Below are 19,381 nucleotides of genomic sequence, written 5' to 3' on the forward strand. Positions count from 1 at the left end.
ATTTATAGATAAGGGAATGAATGTCGTAATGAACAGAGACATGTTAGAGGTCCAGCGTCTATTAATCTCCCGCGGCATCTTAATCAGTTTCTCGGGTAAGCTTACACAAGCTTTGATCGTGGAATATGGTGAAGCCGTGAAGACGTATCTTGAGACGGATAATCGTCCTCAGAACGAAGCGTTTAATATATTCTCATTGTTTATTGAACAGACTCAGAATATCAACAACTACTGTGCCTCCAAAGTGAATCGCCCGCTCTACGAAACCATTCTATACTCTAGCATCGTTACTATAGGCAAAATGGAGAACAGGTCCTACGTTTGCTCCGGTAATTTGATAGAGAATCAGGATATTGAGAGTTTGAAAGCCCATTTGGATACGATTATTCAGCAGGACAAGGCTGGGCTTAAGGCGATGTACAAGAACAGGCTGAAGCAGGACCTCCCGCCGGATCATGTTGGAGCAGGACTGGGACTTATAGACATGGCCCGCAAAGCCACCGTACCCCTCGAATACTCCATTATCGCACAAGACGACTCACTTTCTTTTTTCACACTTAAGGCTATTGTATAGGGGTGCAGCTATGGAGAGATTAGTAATTACCGGAACAAAAAGTACACCTGAAGTGAACTTCGACCCTGAGAATGGTTTGCTTTTGATTAAAGGGCAATCCTATCCGGAGAATGCTTATAAATTTTATGAACCGATGTTGAAATGGATGGATGACTATTTGGATCAAATACAAGCAGACACCATCGTATCGTTCGAACTACATCTGCCCTATATCAATACAAGCAGTACCAAATGCTTCATGATGTTACTGGAAAAATTAGATGAAGCCTTCCTGGCCGGTAAAAAGGTTCAGGTCCAGTGGTGGTACAACGTTGACAATGAGAGCGAGCTGGAGTGTGCGGAGGAATTCAAGGAAGATCTAAGCATACCCTTCCACATTACACCTAAGGTAGAGCAGCAATGACAGCCCCCATCGGAACTGCTGAGGCTGCGACAGCGATGCCTATCCCGTCGGGATCCGGCTTCAAGCCTGGATTCGACAAGGGTGTAACGAAGGTGATTTTATTAGCCAGCGGCTTGATCGTATTCTCCATGCTCTTGATTGGGACGTTCGTATACATGTTCACGGAACGGGAGGTCGTCAAAAAGCTGCAAAGCAACGATCTGGTTACGATGGCTGAAGCGATTTCACTAAAAGTAGATTCACGGATCGACAAAGCAATAGAAACCTCGCTTACTTTTGCACATGACCCCTTGCTTCTAGAATGGTTGGCGTCTGGCGAAAAAGATGAGAGACTAAAGGGCCTGGTGTTCCAAAAGACCGGATATTTACGCAATGAGCTAGATTACAGCACAACCTTCATCGTGAGCTACCTGAGCCATCAGTATTGGGATAAGGATGGAAAAGTGATCGACCATGTGTCCGAGACGGACCCAGAGGATAATTGGTTTTTCCAATCTCGGACTTCGGGGAAAGCCGCTGCTGTTAATTTCGACTACAATCCGGAACTAGGGGATTCATTTGCTTTCGTTAATGCATTGGCCGGCCCCGTTTCGTCACCTGTTGCTGTAGTCGGTGTAGGGATGAACCTGCATGAATTATCCGAGGATTTTGCCGCTTACAAAGATGGAAAGGGCATTAACCTATGGTTAATCGACAAGCAAGGCATGATCTACCTGTCTGACGTCTATGAGAACAACGGCAAGAATCTTAAGGATATCCTGCCCGAGTCCGGTCATAGTCAAGTATTAGGTGTTCAGGGCGATGATCGTGTACAGGTGATTGATTACGAAGATCAAGCAGGGAAGCGGCTCGATCTGATCAGCTATCCGCTCCGCTCCACTGAGCTGAACCTGCTTGTCGAGATTGAACGGGAAGAGACGATCCAATTCCTGCAGACGATCAAATGGAATACCGTTCTGGCTGTGGCGGTCTCTATTCTGGCGATCATCTTTTTCTTCTTCTACACCTCCCGCAAGCTGGCTAATCCATATAAACGCACGCTCGAGCTCAATCAGCAATTGGAGGAGCAAGTAGCACGGAGGACCAGAGAACTCTCTATTCGGAATGAGGAAGTGCTGGATAGCATTAATTATGCCAAATTGCTGCAGCAATCCGTTCTGCCTACTCAAGTCCAACTGCAGGGGCAATTGGGGGAGCATTTCGTCATCTGGAGGCCGCGTGATGTGGTAGGCGGGGATTTTTACTGGATGAAGAAGGCAGGCGGAAGCACGCTGATTGCTGTCGGAGATTGCACGGGACATGGTGTTCCTGGGGCGTTCATGACCCTTCTTGCAGTATCGGCGCTGAACCAGATCGTGGACAGAGACAATGGGATTGCCGCTGATCCTGCCGCTGTACTGGGTCAACTGAATCGCTTGCTGAAGGAAACCCTACATCAGGACGATAAGCATGGCGTTACGGATGACGGCTTGGATATAGGGCTCTGCTTGCTTGAAGAGGATCGTGTGGTATTTGCCGGAGCGGCCAGCTCCTTATATAGGTTGGATGGAAATGGTCTGAACGTGTGGAAAGGTGATCGCAAAGCGATCGGATACCGAAGAACGCCGCATACCTATAGCTATACGAACCATGTTCTTCCGGCTGCAGAAGCGAGTTATTACATGACCACAGACGGATTCTATGACCAAAATGGCGGCGAACGCGATTTCTCGTTCAACAAGAATCGGTTTGCGGAGATGATTGTCCGATATGGGAACCGTTCTTTGGCGGAGCAGAAAGCATTGTTCGAGCAGGAGTTGGAAGCGTACATGGGTAATGAGCCTCAACGCGACGATATTACAGTTCTTTCATTCCGGACCAATGAACCGTTCGGATCCGAACAGAATGGGGGGGTCTGAGTGAAACCGAATGGGATACGCAATCCAATCTACGGCTATGAATTGTCCGTACTCGATCGATTCCGCCAGGAATTAAGCAAACCCCGTGAGAGTGAGACGAAGGGTGACCTGCAGAAGGAATTACAAGCCTTACTGACCGATTATGAGAAATTGTTCAAGATGTTGAAGAAGATCTCCGCCATCAGCGATGCCCAGGGCAAGGTGCTGAATCAGCGGGAGAACGATATTATGAATTTGCTGGATCATGCCAATCAAGGCTTCCTATCCTTCGGTTCTGATCTTCGTGTCCATTCCACTCACAGCCGGGAGTGCTTGAATATATTCGGCCGCCGTATAGGCGGGGCCAAGATTGATGAGCTGTTATACCGAACAGACGCTAATAAACAGCAGAGTCTTCATGACCAGCTGAGTCGATTATTCGAGTCTGGTGTAGAGCAGGCACAGGGGGTTTTTGCGGGGCTGCCTGAGCGATTGGATCTTATGGACAAGAAGGTCGATGTGGAGTACAAATGGATTTCTCCAAATGATGTGACTTCAGAAGAGCGGGTGGTGATGCTCATTCTGACCGATGTAACCGAACAGATAGAAACGCAAGAAAAGGTGCACTATTTGAGCACGCATGATATTCTGACTTCCTTATATAACCGATTCTATCTGGAGAAGGTGCTTGAGGCGAAGCCGTTTCATGACCAGTTGCCTTTGAGCTTGCTAGTCATTGACATTAATGGTCTGAAGCTGGCCAATGACGTATTCGGTCACCGAACAGGGGATCAATTGCTCGTCCTTGCATCTCGTATCCTGCTGCAAGTGTTCAATGAATCTGCCATCGTTGGAAGGTGGGGCGGGGACGAGTTCGTCGTACTGCTGCCGATTACCGATGAAGCCAAGTGTACAGAATGGAAGCAGGTCTTGCAGGCCGCAGCGGCTTCGGAGAAAATAGGCGCTGTCCAGCTTAGCATGGCTGTTGGAAGCAGTGTTGTGATGTCGGCAGACGACAAATTGAGCGGAACCTTCCTTGCTGCCGAGAAGAACATGTACAAACAGAAGCTGCTCGAGAATAAGCGGTTTCGCAAGGAGCTAATTGAGGGTGTAACGGTAGAATTGATAGCTCGAGGCGTCCAGGATGAAGCGCATCTTAGCAGGATGTTAGACCAGGCGATCCAATTTACGGAGTACTTAGATGTGGCGGGGAATCCGAATGATCGTAAACTGCTGCATAACCTGGTGAAGCTGCATGATGTAGGCAATTTGGCGTTACCCAGTCATATCTTGGACAAAACAAGCCCGCTCGATGACGAGGAATGGGAAATTGTTAAGACACACAGCGAGATCGGTTACCGGATGGCCCAGTCCGTAGGGGAATGGGAGCTTGCGGAAGCGATACTCGGGGTGCATGAGCGTTGGGATGGAACTGGTTATCCGTATGGATTGGCGAGGGATCAGATTCCTTATTACTCCCGGTTGTTAGCTATTCTGGATGCGTATGACGTCATGACGAATGACCAGCCTTATAAGCAGGCTATATCTCCGGAAGAAGCGCTGCAGGCTATCAAGGAAGCTTCCGGCAAGCAATTCGATCCGAAGCTGGTCGAAGCCTATATGCGATGGACAGCTGCTAATGTCAGCAAGTAGAGGAAGACCATATCCACTTAGACAAAGTGTTAGAGAAAAATGCCAGCCCGAACTATTATGGGTTGGCATTTTTCTCGTTTATTAGGTGTAAAATGAAAGAGAATCCGCATAGTTTCTGTATATAGGTCAAAATCCATAATAAAAAGCGTAATAAATATTTGTTTTTCCTATAATTAGTACACACTAAATAAGAATTATGTAGTAATATATAGTTAAGTGGAATTATGAATGACAGCTAGAAAGCTAATGCTTGCCGGATTGCAAATTTTGGCATAAATAGTGGGAGAAGGGATGAGGAGTCATGGAAAATCGGACGCGCACAATAAATCTGGGGACTATACTATGCAAGCATTGCAATGAAATGATTGATACCTTGGATACCGATCGAGTCATTATTTATTATGGGGTCTGCGATCAGAAGGCTTGTGTTGGACAATCAAACAACTATCAGACTATCTCCATGGAGGAAAGCGAAGAACGCAAGCCACTGGTTAGTCTTAGGCGTACAGTCCAGGACTGCTAGTTGACTATGCAACGCACCTAGCGGGGGAAGACAACTCGAACGGCTCTGTCGCAATCATGCGAACAGAGCCGTTTTATTGTAGATCAGGATTGGTTCGGTTTCGATTCGTTGGTGATCAAGTAATCCTGCTTTTATGAACTGCTGGACGGTATTAGCACCACCTGCAATCTTAAACTACTATTTGAGGTCGCGCGCTTGTCCGCCGGAGCAGCATCGAAGCAGATGGGAAACGTTTACAGCATGAACAAACTGCGGTAATCTATTGCTACGTGGGGCGGCGATACAATTGCACTTTATACGAGCTATGCTGCGCTATGTTATTGAGACTCTGGTTTATATAATATGCATTGTGGTAAATTTTCTGTCATTTTTGTATACTATATATGAACCAGAAGGTGTCAGTATATAAAGGGATTGTATATCATGCTTTAAGGAGCAGGCAAGAGATGGCTAAACCGGACCGAAATACATTTCAGAATCGATTGAATGAGCTGCTGAGTTCCATACGTCAGAACATTTTGAGTGGAATTTACAAGCCCGGCGATTTTCTGCCTGCGGAGACGGCTTTGGCCGACCAATTCCAGCTCAGTAAAAATTCCGTACGCATTATATTGGAGAAGCTGACAGAGGAAGGGCTAATTATCAAGCTTCCTAGAGTTGGCACCCAGGTAGCTGCGAGGCCTCAGCAGAAGGTGGTTCGCTTCGGTGTTTACCCTTCGTTGTACGAGGAAGCGAATATAGGGGAGCTAATTGAAAGGTTCGAGGAAGCTCATCCTTCCATCAGGATAGAGCAGTTCAAGCTGCCATACTTTCAAGCAGAAAGCACCAAACAGCTTTTGCAGTCAGGCATTGTGGACGTGATTACATTGAATCACACGGATTATTTACATTTTCAAGAGTTTAAGAATCTGCATGTGTTCGAACACTTTCCTCCTCAGCAAGAGGTGTACCCTTTCCTGAATGCCTTATTCGCAACCGATGAGGGAACAGTGGCCGTGCGGCCGTTTATCTTTTCTCCAGTCGTGCTTTGTTACAATAAAGAACATTTCCAGCAGCGTCGGCTGTTCGAGCCGGACAGCAGCTGGGATTGGCAGGATTTGCGCGAAGCACTGGGCAAAGTCGCTGCCCCCAACCGCTTTGGCTTATACTTTCACATATCCTCCTATACACGTTGGCCGATATTCTTCTTACAGAATCAAGCAAAATTCCATAGAGACGAAGAGGGGCTTCTGTCACTCACCGATCCGGATGCGCTTAGCTTATTGCGCTTCTTTCGTGAGCTGATTCATGAAGAGGGTCTGTTCCCGCTCGTGATGTCGTTCGGGGAGCATGATGCGGAGAAGCTGTTCAAGCAGCAGAAGGTCTCGGTTATTCTTACAACCTATTATCGTTTGAATCAATTAAGGGATGCAGAGTTTCCGTTCGATATTGCCCAGCTTCCCAAATCCCGCTCCCATGATACACAGCTTCTGACCACAGGCATTGCGGTAGGAGCAATGTCCGCTCAAAAGGAGGAGGCCAAGTGTTTCGCGGAATTCCTGCTGTCCGAAGAAAGTCAGACCTACATCCGACGTCATTCGTTCAGTCTGCCATCGAATAAATGGGTGACGGAGACGTCTCAGCCTGAACTACCGAACAAGCCTGCACGGCTGGAGCTCCACAGGGAGCTCATTCCCCACTATGCTACCCATGATCGGCTGCAGCTGTCTTTTGATGAGATACAGATATTGGGCGAATGCTTGGGACAGTACTTCTCCGAATTGGTGGATGAAGAAGGATTGATTCGTTTATTCAATAAACAGTTAAAGTTGTTATAGGGGCTTAACGATTGGATTTGATATAGAACTGACAGTCCTGAATGAAGGTGTATTCCTTCACCAGGACTTTTTTCTTTTTTAAAACTACAAAAAACCAATTGACCTTAAAAAAATGCATATGCTATTATGGATACAAAGTTACATATACTACATATGAACCACAGTGAAATCGTTTACAGTTAAGACTGACACTAGGAGGGTGATTAGAAGGACGTGGTTGCAGTAGATTCCGGATTAGTTCAGGTAATTTGAGCAAGGACTTATAAAAAAATCTTCTCGATCTGTAAGCGTTAACATTTAGTGATAGATCTCAATAGTTAAAAAGGAGCTGAGAAAATGTTATCCAAACACGTTGTAAGAAAGTCACGTAAAGTGATGACCAAAATGCTGGTCGCTATTCTAGGAGTATCATTATTCGTTCCCATCCTTCCGCAAACAACAGTCGAGGCGGCACCAACTCCCGTAGTTCCGTTGCAATTCTCTTCGCCAGAAGATATTGGTCCAATGGTAACATCACCTAAAGCGTCAGATGCTGTTTTTGGTGTAGAGGATGGCAAGCAGGTCATGTACACAACCGTAACAGGTGATCCGGGATTATTTAGCGTAGTGGATATGGAGAATTACAGCTTGATCCGCACTGTTCCGTTACCTGAAGGGGGCAGTTCAAACAGTCATGTGATCGATTCCAAAGGGCAAGTATATATGGGTTCAAAAAATGGACTATACCGCTACTCCCCTGTCACTAAACAAGCAGAGAGACTAGCAGGCATCGCAGGTGCAAGCGAACTATACGGACTCTCAGTTGATGAACATGACAATATTTATGGTGGTACATTTCCGACAGCGAGTATTTTTAAATATGACACTACCGCAAACAAGCTCACCGTATTTGGTCGGATTTCAGAGGGCAAGGATTATATAAGAGCGTTAGCTTATTATGATGGGTATCTGTATGCAGGTACTGGAGCCGTCGGTGAATTGTATAAAGTAAACCCGAACGACGGCAGTAAAGTACTCATTCCTTTTCCAAACGTTCCGCAGTATACAGAAGAAAAAGTTATGCAACTTTATTCGATTAGTATCGTGCGAAATTATATGTTTATTCTATTGAGTTCCCAGAGATTGCTCATTTATGATTTGAATGCTCAAGCTTGGCTGCCCGAGTGGTCATCGGCGGAAGATCTCGATAGATATTATCGAGGGATGAACGTCTCGCCAGAGCTGGATGGAAAAGTGTATTTAGGCATGGAAGGGAAAATTCAGACATTCGATCTGGAAACGCGAAAAATTACACCGACCAATCTTGAATTCTCTACGTATCTTCGCCAACCGGGGTGGGTTGAGATGAATGATCCTGAGCTTCCCGGTAAGTCACTTGCTACGGTTTTAACTAATGGCGGGATTTCCGTACTGAACTTTACGACCAATACAGTGAAAACTTTTGAACCCGTTGTACCTGGAACACCCGTATCTATACAATCCTTGGAGTTAGGTCCTGAAGGCTTGTTATACAGTTCTGGTTATCTGGGTGCTTACGGAGCTCGTTACAACATTGAGACTGGTAACAAAGAGTTGTTCAGTATGGGGCAAGCGGAGGGAATGGCTCCATATGGTAACAAAATGATGTTTGGAGTATACCCGGCTAGCTTTATACATGAGCTGGATACCACTCTTCCTCTTGAACGGAATATTAATCCGAAGATCATTCATCATATTGAGGATCAACAAGATCGTCCATTCGTGATGGTAACGGGTGATGATTTGTTATTCAATGGAACCATCCCGAAACTGGGTGAATTAGGTGGTGCTCTTACGATCTACGACGGTTCGACCTGGGAAACTCATCGAAATGTCGTACAGAACCAGAGTATCATGGGGCTTGCGTACCGAAAGGGTGCGGTCAAAGGTGAGGGTTTATTATATGGATCTACCACGGTATGGGGTGGCTTAGGAATAGAACCAAGCGAGCCAGAAGCAAAAATGTTTGTTTGGGATGTTAAAACGAAGAAAGTAATAAAAGAGTTTACTCCCGCTATTCAGCAGGCAGGCGGAGTAAAGCCAAAGGCGATAGGCGGATTGTCGTTCGGTCCGGATGGATTATTATGGGGGGCAGCCTACGGTACCCTGTTCGCAATGAATCCAGACACTTATGAAATTGTTAAACAGAAAGAGATTATTTCGACCAATTGGGTATTCGGTCACTATTGGGTCCCGGTGAAACTGCGTTGGGACAAAAATGGCTTCTTGTTCACGACTCTAGGCAGTACCGTAACGGTTGTGGATCCCAAAACAATGGCGCACGTTACCATTCCAGGAACCAAGACCAACCTGATGGTCGTAGGACATGATGGCAACATTTACTACAACGAAGCAGCGATTTTGAAAAAAATTACTGTAACGCCAGGTAATCCACCAACTTACGTCGATGTGGAAATTCCTGTTGTGAATGGCAACTTCGAAGAAGTGAACCAAGATGGTACAATTCCAGGTTGGGAACAGCTTGCATCTCATACGAGTGCTGCAAATTATGAAGTAACGAACGAGAAATCGAACGAAGGTACCCGTAGCTTGAAGATCGCGGATACTTCGATTGAAGCAGAAACGGGTGTTATCTCTGCTCCGTTCCCGGTCACCCCAGGTTTGGAGTATAAAGGGAAAGCTGATATTTACCTGAACAGCGGACGAACCATTTTCGCTATGAGATATTACGATTCGGAAGGGAAGGAAATCAAATTAACGCCAGCACCGGCGAACTACTTCTCCTCTCCGACAGGGCAGTGGGCCCAAGCAGAATTCAGCTCGATGGCGCCAGAAGGCGCGGTGACAGGTAAATTGGTCTTATTCTGCTCGTTAGCTTGGGTAGGAACAGCGTATTTTGACAATGTCAAAGTATTTAAGAAGATGATAACGGATGCTCCTCCAGCAGGTCCTGTAACACAGGAACTTGATGTAGTGAATGCCGGCTTTGAGCAACCGCTGAATGCGAACGGTACGATCCCGGGCTGGTTGATCCGCAAGCCAGAGACTCTTGTTGGCAAGCAAGCCGCTATTGAAGTTTCAACGGATCAGGCAAAGAGCGGGAGCAAGAGCCTGCGGCTGTTTGATAATGAGACTGCTCTGGAGGTTGCGGTAGATTCTGGATTAGTTCCAGTAATTGGAGGAAGGACGTATACTTCGTCCATGGATGTATTCCGTACCACCAATCCACCAGGCCGCACTTCCAATCGTCCCATTCTGCAAGTTCGTTACCATGACGCAACGGGTAAAGAGATGGCAGTCGTTCCAGGTGTTACGATGAGCAAGGAAGTAACGACAACGATTAATCAATGGGGTAATGTGTCTCTTACGACTCCAGCACCGGCTGGTGCCAAATTCATTCGATTGATTATGGTTGGAGCAACAGCATTTGTTGCATCCGTCTATGTGGACAATGCATCTGTAGCTACCGTAGTTGCCCCAGAGGAACGCACTGAGCTAACGTTGCGAAGAGAACCTGTTACTAATGTAACCGAGGGAACGAATATTACTTTCAATGTGACTGCAACGAACGGTTCGACGATTATGGTTAAAGAGGGAGACCTCATAGTGGCCCAAGCGAGCGGAGCGGGTGAGGATACACCAGTAACCGTGACGATTCCAGGTCCTGCAGCAGGTGCGCATAAGTATAATGTTTATGCACATGTGACCGGTCTCGGTAAAAGCACAACTATTGAATTACCTCTTGTAACCGTGCAGGCAGATCAAACCGCTCCAACCATTACGATTGACGGGGTGGCTGAGGGTAAAGATTATACCGACACTGTTATGCCGACCGTAGCTGTATCGGATCAAGGCAGCGGTGTGAAACAGTTGACTGTATTGTTGGATGGAGAGAAGTGGACGGAAGGTAATGCCATAACCGCAGCGGGTGCTCACACACTATCTGTAACAGCCGTGGACAAAGCTGGTAATTCTGCAACAAAAGAGATTCATTTTAGCCTATATACGAGCACGATACTTACAGTCGACAACGCGGCAGGGGTATACAGCGACGCTACGCAGCTTAATGCCAAGTTAATGGATCGAAGCGGTGCCCCTATAGCCGACGAAACAATCACGTTCCAAGTGAACGGAGAGGTTGTGGCAACGGCGCAAACCGATGCGCAAGGGCAGGCAGCTGCAATGTACACTGTGGCAGTTGGCACAAAGAATACAACCAACGAACCTTACAGCATCAGCGCTGTATATAATCAGAATGATAGCAAGTTCTTACGCGGTACAACTAACACAGCTCTATTAACAGTTAGTAAGGAGAACGCAACCGTAGCTTATACGGGTGACCGTCAGGCAGTCGAGGTGGGTCCTCTGCTTCTAGCTGCACAAGTACAGCAGGAGCAGGACGGAAATCTTGGCAAGCTGGACGGATTACCGATCCGGTTCGTGGTTCAGTCCATTGGGATGGATGGTTCAAGAGTGCCTGTGGTTGTACCTGGTTTACAGGAAATATATACAACCAACAGTCAAGGGAATGTATCTGTCCATGTGTCGCTGCCTGCAGGGTTGTACGATGTTCATACAGAGCTTGTGGAGAATGGGAACTATATGAACGCGTCTGCGGTTTCCGAATTAGCAGTAAGTAATAATAATGACATTGAAGTGAAGATTAATGGCTTTATCCATTTACCGGTCGACACTATGTTCGGACGCATCGGGGACAAATTGCATTTCGATGTAAAGCTGAGCCCGGAGAAGAAAGATAAATGGAGAATGCGCGTTGAACCGAAGGGTTTTGATGTGGATATAACAGCCGTGGATTGGGTAATTGTCTCTGAAGATAGCGCATATCTGCAAGGCGCGAAGAGAGTAGATGGTGAGGATTATACTGTGCGGTTGATCGTTTCGGAGGGTGGAGAAGGACAAAAAGAAGCCGTATCCATCCAGGTTTGGAACGGAAATGAACCTACAGGTGCGCCTCTGATTAATCTAACAGCGGAGCTATCCGGAGAGATCAAAATCGGAAAGTAATATCTCAGGGTGCAGCTGTGTAATAACTCAAACAAAACAGAGCGGGATGCTTGTTAAAACAACAAGCATCCCGCTCTGTTTGCGTCTTGCTGCAGCTCAGGTTCGCAAGACTCTGTTTGAATCCCTGCTTAATAGGGGTATATAGGGATATACCATACAAAGGAGCTGAGAACACATGGCTGATTCAGGACTAAGTGATAAAGTAAAAGGCAATGTTTCCAAAGCTAAGGGTGAAGTGAAGGATCAGATCGGGAATGCTACCGATAACAAGTCCCTTCAAGCAGAGGGGAAAATCGATAAAGCCAAAGGTGAAGCGCAGAAGAAGATCGGTGAGTTGAAAGATAAGCTCGACTAGTCTTCGGCCTTCAATCAATCAGTAAGAGGGCGTTCAGCGCTCCCGCTCTTAGGAGTCGGGAGCGCTGAACGCCCTTTTTGTTATGATCATGTTGGAGCCTAACAGGGTCTTGATTTCTCTGGAATCCGTAGTGTGATTTTCCGCCTTCCACAAACGAAATATCCGTGTTCTTTGCTGCTTCACTCCAAGCTTTTTGTGGAATCTTGAATTTAGGGGTACCTCGCTGATAAATAAGCCATTTTACTATTGTTTATTTGGGCCATTTCATTACTCAGGCACTAATTAGCCCATTTGACTATCCCTTATTTCCTCATTATGAATCGATACTCCTAAAAGCTAGCCCAATAACCAATAGTAAAACTTGCTATTCCAGAAAGAACCGCCTTTTCAGCCCGAAATACCTATACTAGCATTGGCTAACGGATCTCCATAGTCCTAATTAGTAACAATTTGGATAAAATTAGAGGTCTGAAAAGGCTCTACCCAAACCGAAGAGCAATTGGAGCCCGTCTGCCCGCCCTTCCCGCTCACCCAAACGCAACCGCCAAAAACCTGACCAAACTTCCGGTCAGGTTTTTCTTAGACCGCCTGCGAGTCAGCCGCTTATGGCAGCTGCTGCGGAGGGACCTCTGGCGGTGTATCCGGTTGAATCTCTGGCTCAGTAGGCACTGGCTTGATCTCTGGATCAGGCTTAGGCGGAATTTCCGGACTTGGCACCTCTGGTTTGATCTCGGGTGGTGTCGGCGGAATAACCTCAGGCTTCTGTTCGGGATTAATGTTAGGGATTACCGGCGGTATGGGATTATTCGAATTATTGTCTATCATGCTCATCCTCTCCTTTCATAGGTATTGTTTACCCCAAATGATCTATTTCATAACAAAAAGAATGTATGTGACTTGACATCCGATTTCAATATGTCATAATGACAATATCAAATACGAAGAACAATCCGACATCAGGGGTGATGATGCCATGAACAACCAGATCGAGAACGAGTCTAATTATACAGCTAGCAAATACCGCACTCCTGACGGCGCGCCTGCTGATATCGTCATTTTCACCATTACATCAACAGATAGACTTACTGCCAAGAAGTCACTCCCGCTCCGAGAGCTTCAAGTGCTGCTCATCCAGAGGGAGCGATGGCCTTACGAAGGGCAATGGGCATTGCCGGGCGGCTTCTCGACGGAGACGGAAACGATTCTGGAGAGTGCCAAGCGTGAACTGTTCGAAGAGACAGGAGTAGCGGATGTGCATATTGAGTTTTTCAATGCGTACAGCACACCTGGACGTGATCCTCGCGGATGGATGATCTCGCATGCTTATTTTGCTCTTGTGCATGAGAAGCTTCTGGCTAATCGCCGGGCGGCGGATGATGCTGCAGATGTTCGGTTATTCGAAGTGAAGACCGCTCTGGCGATGGACCTTGCCTTTGATCACCGGAGCATACTGGCGGACGCACTCGCACAGGTCCAGACGAAGATGCTGACGACGGCTATTGCCAAGCAATTTTTACCGGATGAATTTACGATTAGTGAGCTGTATCAAGTCATTCAGACGGTAGTCCCGGAGTTCACAGAGCATAATTTCATTCGTAAGATTACCTCTACTCAGAGCCGCAAAGGTCTCCTTGAAGAAGTTCGTGACCACCGCGGGGAATTGAAAATGTCGAACCAATACTCACAGCGTCATGCGCAATTGTATCGATTTACCGAATACGTGCCGCAGCTGTCGATCTATAGTTAAGGGTGCAGGCCTGTTAGTTAATAATGTCTATTAATACTATTAAATATACTTGATCGAAGGAGCTGGGAAGGATGAAGGCACTAGTAGTGATTGATTACACGGTGGATTTTGTAGTTGGAAAATTACCATGCGGTGACCCGGGTATTCAGATTGAGGATCGAATCTCTTCGCTTACGAAGGAGTTTGTAGAACAGGGTGATTTCGTAGTCATGGCTGTTGATCTGCATGATGAGAATGATGCGTATCACCCCGAGCATCGGCTGTTTCCTCCGCACAATATTCGCGGGACAGAAGGCCGCAAGCTGTATGGCAAGTTGAATGATGTATATGAGGCTAATCAGGAGAACATCTATTGGATGGACAAAACAAGATATAGCGCTTTTTGCGGGACAGAGCTGGAGCTGCAGTTAAGAGCACGGGGCATACAGGAGCTGCATTTAGTCGGAGTGTGCACCGATATATGCGTGCTTCACACAGCAGTGGATGCTTACAATCGAGGATATACAATTGTTGTCCACGCCGACGCTGTAGCAAGCTTTAATCCATTAGGCCATGAATGGGCGCTGACGCATTTTCAGGGAACTCTAGGAGCAAAGGTGGAATCCGCGGTATGACATTCAACAACAACTTAACCCTTCATACGGACAAATATCAGATCAATATGATGTACGCCCACTGGGTACATGGCTCTTGGAAGGAGAAGGTGGTCTTTGAGGCGTATTTTCGGAAGCTGCCCTTCGGCAATGGCTACGCGGTGTTTGCTGGATTGGAGCGGATCGTCGATTACATTCAAAATCTGCAGTTCGGTAACGAAGAGATTGAATACTTGCGTCAGCAGGAGGAGCCTTATAAGGAGGAATTTCTGCAGGAGCTTAGGAATTTCCGCTTTACGGGCAGCCTGCAGGCAGTCCCTGAAGGAACGATTGTGTTCCCGAGCGAGCCCTTGGTTCGTGTGGAGGCCAGGGTGTTCGAGGCCCAGTTGATCGAGACGGCGATCTTGAACTTTATGAACTACCAGACACTAATTGCGACCAAAGCTTCCCGTGTGAAACAAGTGGCATCACAGGATCGGCTGCTTGAATTCGGTACGAGACGGGCGCAGGAAGCAGATGCAGCAGTATGGGGAGCACGTGCAGCGTACATCGCAGGCTTCCATGCTACTTCTAACATGAGAGCCGGTATGATGTTCGGTATCCCGACCCAAGGAACACACGCCCATTCCTGGGTGCAAGGGCACGATACGGAGGAAGAGGCGTTCAATAAATATGCAGAAGCGCTTCCCGATCAAGTCACCTTGCTGGTAGATACGTACGATACTTTGAACAGCGGAGTGCCTAATGCGATCAAGACGGCGCGGTTACTGGAAGGTATGGGCAAGAAGCTGAACGCCATCAGGCTGGATAGCGGAGACTTGGCTTACCTCTCACAGAGCGCGCGGAAGCTTCTGGATGAAGCAGGCCTGTCGGACGTGAAGATCGTAGCTTCGAATGATCTCGACGAGAATATTATTCTCAACCTCAAAGCACAGGGTGCAAAGATCGACATTTGGGGAGTGGGCACTCAATTAATAACTGGCGGTGATCAGCCTGCGCTTGGCGGGGTGTATAAGCTAGTCGCGAGGGAAAAGGCGGGAAAGTACGTACCGGTCATCAAGATCTCAGGCAACCCAGAGAAAGTATCGAATCCAGGGTTCAAGGATGTGTACCGGATCGTGAACAAGGCGACGGGGAAAGCGGAAGCCGATTACGTAGCACTGGGGCATGAGGTAGATGTTCGGGCTGGTGAGCGGATTAAGCTGTTCGATCCCGTCCATCCGTATATTCATAAATTCATTGAGAATTATGAGGCTGTCGCTCTGTTGGAACCGATATTTCACGAGGGGGAGTTGGTTTATCAGCTGCCTGGCTTGGAGCATATTCGCGCCTACCATGAGGAGCAGCTGACCCTGTTCTGGCCGCAAATACTTCGTAAGCTGAATCCGGAGATGTATCGCGTTAACTTGAGTACTGCGGTATGGGAGCTGAAGATGGAACTGATCGAGAAACATCGCAAACCTAATTAGTAACATCTGGCTTATTAAGGATATGGGCTGACTCCATGTAAGAAAGTGCATGAATTGGAAACGTATTGTGCACCAAAGGATATCGCCCTGCATACACTAATTTAGGTTCTGTTTATTTTGATGATTCCGGATCGTTTGCATAGCCGTGCAGCAACAATCCAGGTGGGGTAGCAGCTATGCTATATGCGCTCCAGCATTGACATACCTGGTATCATCCAATAAAATTAGAGTAGCGCTTAATTTCCGGTTTTGTGTTCCGGGAAGCGGGGGAACCAATTTGTAGGGGCGAATCGATCATGTGATCGTAGGGAACCATCTTTCCCGAGTCCGTCAGCTAACCTCGTCAGCAGTAGATGGGTCAAGTTTATTTGTGATTATTACGCACAATTGACCCGGCTAAGGGTCTTTTTTATATTTATGACCCTCTGTATGCACTAGCGCTTATCGATGCGTTGCGGCAGTGGGTCTATTCGGCATGTACTCACCGCTGCCCCGGATCGTATAACAGGACCAGTGAAGAGGAGGATGAGAAGTATGCTGAAGCGTAAGTTATCCATTGCCCAACCACAGGAGGAGAGTGTCTCGCCGGATGCGGTCACAGATCAATGTGTTCTAAGCATCAACGATTATTATCGGGGGCTAGTCGATCGGACGGACGCACAAGAATCGATGCGCAGGCTCATTGCTGTAATGGAGAATGAGAACGGAATGGATGAGTATGACAGATGGGATGAAGCTGGGCTTGAACTGGAAGGCGAGGTTGATCATGGTTATTCCAGCTACGGCGGGAACACAGTGAGGCTGAGCTTGCCTGATGTAAGAAGTGACCGGGGGTGCGGCTGCAGTAACTGCGCACCGCTGAATGGCAGTACGCTCAATGCTCCGATGGAGCAGTTGGAAGCGGGACTCGCTTTTATCGAGTCGCATGCTGAGATTAGCAATGTATGGCTGAGCGGTCGAGACAGCTTTGTTATGCCTACTTCTCTATTGGGTTACATTATGAGGCGGTTAAGCGCAGCTGAACATGTACGCACGATCCGTCTGGAATCCAAGCTTCCGATCTTATACCCCATGCGTGTTACCGCTGATATGGAATTGTTGGATATTATTCGTTCCTGCTCGCGTCCTGATCAACGTATTTATGTCAAGGCGCACATCCATCATCCCGATGAGCTTACTCTTGAGGCGAGAAGCTGCTTCGAGGCCTTGAGGCAAGCAGGGGCGATCGTGGTCAATCACACGCCTATATGGAAGGGCATCAACGACGATTCTGTAGTACTGAGCCATTTGCTGGACTGCATTACACAGGTTGGGGTTACACCGAACTATTTTTACGTTCATAATTCCGAGGCGGCTGTTGCTGCAGACGTATCTCTTCCTCTCGCCAAAGCTTACACACTTGTCGAAGAAACCAAAACACGCACATCCGGGTTCGGCAAACGGGTTCGCCTATACGTCGGCCATGCTTCTGGACGAATTGAAGTGCTGGCGATTGAGCAGGGCAAGGCGTATTTGAAATATGTACAGTCGCGCGACAATCGAGACGGACAGTTCATGATCTGGGATTGTCCTGACGAAGCTCTGTTTCTCGATGAACAGATTGAAGTCGGGAATGAAGATTACGCTGCCGACGAGTTGAAAGTTGTTGAACTGGCAGGCTTGGAAGACTTCGATCATACAACCGTATATATCCATTCTTATCCGATGAGGATCATCGGAGACTGAATATCAGAGTAACCGCCCAATCCGGGCGGTTACTCTTGTAAATAGGGCCCCTGCTATCGCCGACGCCGAGCTGCAAGTGCTGGTCTCGTTATAGAGAACGAGGACAAATCAAAGCTGGAGCTCCCCTCGGTCAGCAGCTGTGCCGCGATTTCGCCCATAACGCTTGAGAACTTGAAGCCATGTCCAGAAAATCCGGCAAGGATAACAGCATGCCGGTGCTCTGGAAGCACATCGACAATAAAATCTTCATCAGGGGTCATGGAGTATAGGCATACTTTCCCCTCACGCAGTGATCCTGCGGCCTGGGGCATGCAGGTCTCAAGAAACATTCTGAGATCGCCCTCATCCTCCGGCCTAACGCCGAACTGGCGATTCACCTCGTCAGGATGAACTGGAAGACCGCTATCATGTCTGCCTACCTTAACACCGCCCCCATCCATATCAGGGAAGCCATAGAAAGTACCTCCATCAAGTTGGAATATAAAAGCAGGGAAGCGGCTTGAGTGATACAACTCCGCATCAGACTCGAACCATCCAACAGTTTTGCGAGTGGGCTGTACCGCCGCATGGATTCCCGCCGTCTCCAGAAGATAAGGGACCCAGGCTCCAGCACTCACAACAATTCGATCTGCATGGAAGGTCCCTTCGTCTGTCTTCACTATAGTTCCGCTCTGAGCGAGCTCGATCGCTCGAACCCGTTGGCCGGTCAATAGCTTGGCTCCATGCGCCAAAGCAAGACCCTTGTAAGATTGGACGCATACTTCGCTCTTTAGCACCCCGGAGCTAGTCTCCAAACAACCTATGAAGTCATCCTCCAGACGAATTCCAGGCCACCGGTGGCAAATCTCCCGGGCTTCTAACAGCTCAAGAGGCAATCCGTATTGTCTAGCGCTGTCCATTATGGTCTCGATGTAAGTAGTATTCTTCCTCCCGACGCTTAGCACCCCAGTTTGATGGAATAGCTTGTTCCCCGTCTCAGACTCTAACTGATTCCACAATTGCTGAGCTCTGAGCAACAAGGGGACGTATTCCTTGCCTTCCGCATAAGCGTGACGAATAATCCGCGTATCTCCATGGTGACTGCCGAATACATGCGGCGGATCGAAGGCATCGATCATCAGCGTTGTGAGTCCCTGCTTGGCGGTTGAATAGCCGGCAGCCATCCCCATGGAACCAGCTCCAATAACAATCACGTCGAAATGTTTCAGTTGTGCAGTCTGATTCTGATTCACATGAACCTCCACAGCTTCTTTTTGTACGGATACCTTTCTCCGCATATAAGGCAAACTCCTCCCTGGAGCGGGATAACTGATTAGTTGCGCGAATAGCAACTAATCAGGCGCTGCCTGTATTTGCGTTCCATTTAGTTGCGCAAAAAGCAATTAAATGCAGATGATCCGCCATTTTAAGGAGACCATCTTGGTTTAGTTGCCTTTCGAGCAACTAAACTGCTGATTCTGGTGCGCGGAGTTCATTTAGTTGCCTTTTGAGCAACTAAATGATCCCCAAGCAGCGCGCTGCAACACTCACTGCACCTAGAATAAAAAGTGGACACCCATAACTCGGTAAACAGATAATGAATATACCAAAACCGAGAGGTGTTAACGATGGGCGACAAGAGACAAAGGTATAATGAGACCT

General features: G+C 47.6%; 14 protein-coding genes and 1 riboswitch. Of the genes, 12 read left to right on the forward strand and 2 right to left on the reverse strand.

Annotation, left to right across the window (positions count from 1 at the left end; genetic code table 11):
- Positions 1-28: 28 nt before the first annotated feature.
- From AC58QD_RS31870 to AC58QD_RS31905, 8 genes are all read left to right on the forward strand, one after another.
- The gene (locus tag AC58QD_RS31870; RefSeq protein ID WP_497339084.1) at positions 29-574 is read left to right on the forward strand and encodes a SiaB family protein kinase; all 546 of its coding nucleotides are present in this window, start codon (positions 29-31) and stop codon (positions 572-574) included.
- Positions 575-584: 10 nt separating this feature from the next.
- Complete coding sequence (locus AC58QD_RS31875; protein WP_497339085.1) at positions 585-977, forward strand: DUF1987 domain-containing protein; 393 nt, start codon at positions 585-587, stop codon at positions 975-977.
- Positions 974-2,875, forward strand: a complete 1,902-nt coding sequence (locus AC58QD_RS31880) for a SpoIIE family protein phosphatase (protein WP_497339086.1) — start codon at positions 974-976, stop codon at positions 2,873-2,875. The genes AC58QD_RS31875 and AC58QD_RS31880 overlap by 4 nt, the downstream gene beginning before the upstream one ends.
- Entirely contained in the window at positions 2,876-4,507 is a 1,632-nt protein-coding gene (locus tag AC58QD_RS31885; RefSeq protein ID WP_497339087.1) for an HD-GYP domain-containing protein, read from the forward strand.
- Between the two features lie 301 nt (positions 4,508-4,808).
- On the forward strand, positions 4,809-5,030 hold the full coding sequence (locus AC58QD_RS31890; protein ID WP_497339088.1) for a GapA-binding peptide SR1P: 222 nt from the start codon (positions 4,809-4,811) through the stop codon (positions 5,028-5,030).
- Between the two features lie 446 nt (positions 5,031-5,476).
- Positions 5,477-6,847, forward strand: a complete 1,371-nt coding sequence (locus AC58QD_RS31895; RefSeq protein ID WP_497339089.1) for an extracellular solute-binding protein — start codon at positions 5,477-5,479, stop codon at positions 6,845-6,847.
- Positions 6,848-7,183: 336 nt separating this feature from the next.
- Positions 7,184-11,851, forward strand: coding sequence for an OmpL47-type beta-barrel domain-containing protein (locus tag AC58QD_RS31900; RefSeq protein ID WP_497339090.1), 4,668 nt, complete (start codon positions 7,184-7,186; stop codon positions 11,849-11,851).
- Between the two features lie 175 nt (positions 11,852-12,026).
- Positions 12,027-12,206, forward strand: a complete 180-nt coding sequence (locus tag AC58QD_RS31905) for a CsbD family protein (RefSeq protein WP_497339091.1) — start codon at positions 12,027-12,029, stop codon at positions 12,204-12,206.
- A 603-nt stretch (positions 12,207-12,809) separates the two neighbouring features.
- Here the strand turns inward: AC58QD_RS31905 and AC58QD_RS31910 are convergent.
- Positions 12,810-13,031 carry a hypothetical protein gene (locus AC58QD_RS31910; RefSeq protein ID WP_497339092.1) on the reverse strand — a complete coding sequence of 74 codons (222 nt, stop codon included), beginning with the start codon at positions 13,029-13,031 and terminating at the stop codon, positions 12,810-12,812.
- 148 nt (positions 13,032-13,179) lie between these two features.
- On the opposite strand from AC58QD_RS31910, the gene AC58QD_RS31915 reads away from it, so the two are divergent.
- The 4 genes from AC58QD_RS31915 to AC58QD_RS31930 all read left to right on the forward strand — a co-directional run bounded on the left by AC58QD_RS31915 (position 13,180) and on the right by AC58QD_RS31930 (position 17,740).
- Positions 13,180-13,953, forward strand: a complete 774-nt coding sequence (locus tag AC58QD_RS31915; RefSeq protein WP_497339093.1) for an NUDIX domain-containing protein — start codon at positions 13,180-13,182, stop codon at positions 13,951-13,953.
- A 71-nt stretch (positions 13,954-14,024) separates the two neighbouring features.
- Positions 14,025-14,567 carry a cysteine hydrolase family protein gene (locus tag AC58QD_RS31920; protein WP_497339094.1) on the forward strand — a complete coding sequence of 181 codons (543 nt, stop codon included), beginning with the start codon at positions 14,025-14,027 and terminating at the stop codon, positions 14,565-14,567.
- Positions 14,564-16,015, forward strand: coding sequence for a nicotinate phosphoribosyltransferase (locus AC58QD_RS31925; protein WP_497339095.1), 1,452 nt, complete (start codon positions 14,564-14,566; stop codon positions 16,013-16,015). Before AC58QD_RS31920 ends, AC58QD_RS31925 begins: the two co-directional genes overlap by 4 nt.
- A 223-nt stretch (positions 16,016-16,238) precedes the next feature.
- Positions 16,239-16,379: riboswitch (cyclic di-AMP (ydaO/yuaA leader) on the forward strand.
- Positions 16,380-16,549: 170 nt separating this feature from the next.
- Positions 16,550-17,740 carry a KamA family radical SAM protein gene (locus AC58QD_RS31930; RefSeq protein WP_497339096.1) on the forward strand — a complete coding sequence of 397 codons (1,191 nt, stop codon included), beginning with the start codon at positions 16,550-16,552 and terminating at the stop codon, positions 17,738-17,740.
- Between the two features lie 53 nt (positions 17,741-17,793).
- On the opposite strand, the gene solA is transcribed toward AC58QD_RS31930, so the two are convergent.
- Positions 17,794-19,017, reverse strand: coding sequence for an N-methyl-L-tryptophan oxidase (gene solA / locus AC58QD_RS31935; RefSeq protein WP_497339097.1), 1,224 nt, complete (start codon positions 19,015-19,017; stop codon positions 17,794-17,796).
- Positions 19,018-19,381 lie beyond the last annotated feature (364 nt).

The organism is Paenibacillus sp. J2R1T-4, from assembly GCF_059692235.1.